Genomic DNA, 3,249 nt, shown 5'->3' with positions numbered 1-3,249 from the left:
TGACGGTGCTGATGTCGTTCTCCTTCGCGTCGGCGGAGACGCGCAGGTTGAGCTTTCGCGGCGCTCCGTCCGGCGCGTCCATCACCCACAAGTCGAAGTCATTTTCGTAGATCAGGTGTCGTCCATCGGGAGAGATGGACGGGAACTGCACGCCGTCATCTTTGTGCTTCGTGACCTGCGTCGGCGCACCGCCAGTGGGCGCAATCTTCCACAGGTTGAAAATACCGTCGCGTTCAGAGGAGAAATAGATCATGCCGTCGGCACCCCACATGGGATGCACGTCGTGAGTGAAGCCCTTGTACTCCTCGAGCTGGGTATCCGTGAGCTCGGTAATGGCGCCGGTGCGGAGGTCTTGTACGGCGATATCCGCGTTGCTGTTGCCGCGATAGCCCTTTCGCCAGTACGTCGGCAGCGTGCGGTTGAACGCGACCATCGTCGCATCCTGCTTCATCATACCGGCGCGTCCGAAGTCCATCGCCATCGCCCGCGGGGCCGAACCGTCGAGCGGCAGGCGATAGAGCGGTGAGCCGAAGGGGTGCGTACCGCGGCTGCTGGTGAACACCAGCTCGCGGCCGTCGGGCGTGAAATACAGCGCCTGGTCGTCACCGCTGAACCAGGTGAGCTGCTTCGGCTCGCCACCGGCGGTCGGCACGACATAGATGTCGTTGTTACCCATGCGATTGCTGGTGAATGCAATCGTTTGTCCATCCGGCGAAAAGCGCGGCATGAAATCACGCGCCACGTGGGCCGTGAGTCGGCGGGGATTGTTGCCGTCCTTGTCGGTAATCCAGATGTCGTCCTGCCAGGTGAACGCAATCGTGCCATCGTTCGCAATGTGTGCATAGCGCGCAAACTTGATCGACGCGTTAGCCGACGCTGTGGCCGACGCCTGCGCACCAGCGCTCGCTGGGGCGAGCAGCGCGGCTACCGCGAGCCGAGCCAGCATATGTCTTGCATCCATGGGCACCTACTCCGCAGAAAGGTCGAACGACGAACACAGCAGGACACGCGTGCAGGAATGGAAACGCGAGACACGCCAGTTCGCCAGAGACTACACGGGCAATTCCGCGATGGCGAGGGTGCCGTACTTGCGCATAACCAATGGCCTGAACCCAGCGAGCACAGTAGCTGCGGTCGTCGTCTCCTGTTCTTCCGGCGCGTAGACAAACACGAACCCCGCGCCGCCAGCGGCAAGCTTCACCAAGGCTTGCGACGCGGCCGACTCGTCGGTGTACAGCTTCGACAATTGCTCGCCGATCTTCGCGAACACTCCCTGTTCCTCTTCAACTTCCTGTTCGTGTGCGACCACGTCGGCACCGGACGCGACGATGACGCCGTCTTCGGAGAATCCGGCGGCGCGCGCACCATCCCCGGCCCTTCTCGCAGCGGTCTCGTCCGCGAATACGCCAAGCACATAGTTCTTCGGGTAAAACACCCCGAACGACGACGCACCATCCTTGAATGGCGGTTCGTCGGGAAACGCCTCTGCTTCGTTGTGCTCTGGCATGTGCTGGGGTCTATGAGGAGAGATTTCCGGTCGAGAGCGAAGTTCGTCGAGCCAAATGGTGCACGGCACATGCCAAGCGGTTCGGGGGGTAGATGGCGCCCTGCCAGTGGCCCCGGGCATGCATAGGGACATGACGGCGAGCACGAGCGCAGCTACTTCAGACGGGGCCATATGAGTGTACTGGGATGGATGACCACGGTTGGCGGATTGCTGTTGCTCATGGCACTCACGTCGTCCCAGGTCGATCGACTGCCGATCTCCACGTCACTGATCTATTTGCTGGTAGGGCTCGGGCTCGGTCCGGCGGGGTTCGAGCTGCTTCGGCTCGACATTGAATCGCAGCGTAGATGGCTGGAAACGCTCACCGAGTTCGCGGTCATCGTCTCACTCTTCGTAGGCGGGTTGCGCTTACGCCTGCCATTGCAGAATCACGCGTGGCGCGTGGCGCTCCGGCTGGCTGGACCGGTGATGCTGCTGTCCATTGTCGGCGTGGCGGCCACCGCCAACCTGCTGCTCGGCCTGCCGGTGGGGCTCTCGCTGCTGCTTGGCGCTATCGTGGCACCCACCGACCCAGTGCTCGCGGCTGAGGTCACCGTAAGTGATGCGGAGGATCACGATCGCGTGCGCTACGCGCTCTCGGGTGAAGCCGGCCTGAATGACGGTGCAGCGTTCCCGTTCGTGATCTTCGGCTTGGAGTACCTGCGTGCCGGCGGCATCGATGCATGGGTCGGCGAGTGGTTCCTGAGCCGCATTGTCTGGGCGATACCGGCCGGCCTGGCTATCGGATACCTCCTTGGCACCGGCATCGGCCAGCTCGCGATCCGCATCCGGGCACGCAGCACACACGCGAGCGCACAGAATGACTTCCTCGCCCTGGCCCTGATTGCCCTCTCCTACGTGGCCGCTGAGCGCGCGCATGCCTGGGGCTTCCTCGCCGTATTCGCAGCCGGCGTGGGGCTGCGTCACGCCGAGGTGCGTGTTGTGCGCGCGACGCCGCACCCCGAACTCACCGACTTGCCCGAGCCCCGTGGTCGGGGGCGCGAGGCGCACCCACCGGCGGAGTCGCTGATCACGGCGCGGGAGAGCGCGGAGTCGAAACACGAGCCCGCGGTGGCCGCCGGGGTGTTGATTGCCGAGGCGCTGTCATTCGGCGACACGCTGGAGCGGATGCTCGAAGTGCTGTTGGTCGTGCTGGTCGGCATCGCCGTGGCCACGGCCTGGACCTGGTCGGGCGCGCTGCTGGCGGTGATACTGTTCGTCGTCATCCGCCCCCTCGGCACACGGCTATCGCTGATCGGATCGCGTACGTCACGAGCCCAGCGGTGGTTGCTCGGCTGGTTCGGTATTCGCGGGATCGGCAGTCTGTACTACCTCAGCTACGCGCTCAATCACGGCGTACCGAGCAGTGATGCGGCGCCGTTGGTGGCGGTGGTGGTGACGGTGGTGGCCTGCAGCATCGTGATCCACGGCATCACCGTGACACCGGTGGTACAATGGTATGAACGGTCGGTGGCCAGGCGTCGGTGAGTGCGATCAGGGCGTCGAGCAGTTTGGCCTGCGCACCCTGACCCCTGGCGCATTCTTGACACTTCTTCAGGAGGATTCAGTAGTGTCGCAACGTTTTTCAGAGGAGAGCGAGTGGAATGGGCTCGAAATCAGCGTCTGAATAACTGGGTGGTGACGTAAGTAGTTGGTTGAGCAGGACTTGCACGAACAGGGCCACACTCAGGATCTGTAACATT

Annotated in this window: 2 protein-coding genes and 1 pseudogene; 1 reads left to right on the top strand and 2 read right to left on the bottom strand. The window is 63.2% G+C overall.

What is annotated here, in order from left to right; genetic code table 11:
* Together ACESNG_RS05215 and ACESNG_RS05210 are read right to left on the bottom strand one after the other, a co-directional pair.
* Nucleotides 1-961 (bottom strand): annotated as a pseudogene (locus tag ACESNG_RS05215) (hypothetical protein); the annotation flags it as partial.
* A 90-nt stretch (nt 962-1,051) separates the two neighbouring features.
* The gene (locus ACESNG_RS05210) at nt 1,052-1,507 is read right to left on the bottom strand and encodes a hypothetical protein (RefSeq protein ID WP_373068086.1); all 456 of its coding nucleotides are present in this window, start codon (nt 1,505-1,507) and stop codon (nt 1,052-1,054) included.
* A gap of 171 nt (nt 1,508-1,678) precedes the next feature.
* Between ACESNG_RS05210 and ACESNG_RS05205 the strand changes: the two genes are divergently transcribed.
* The gene (locus tag ACESNG_RS05205; RefSeq protein ID WP_373068084.1) at nt 1,679-3,034 is read left to right on the top strand and encodes a cation:proton antiporter; all 1,356 of its coding nucleotides are present in this window, start codon (nt 1,679-1,681) and stop codon (nt 3,032-3,034) included.
* Nucleotides 3,035-3,249 lie beyond the last annotated feature (215 nt).

The sequence above is a fragment of the Gemmatimonas sp. genome (genome assembly GCF_041689975.1).
GTDB lineage: Bacteria > Gemmatimonadota > Gemmatimonadetes > Gemmatimonadales > Gemmatimonadaceae > Gemmatimonas.
This window is presented reverse-complemented; position numbering and strand designations above follow the sequence as displayed.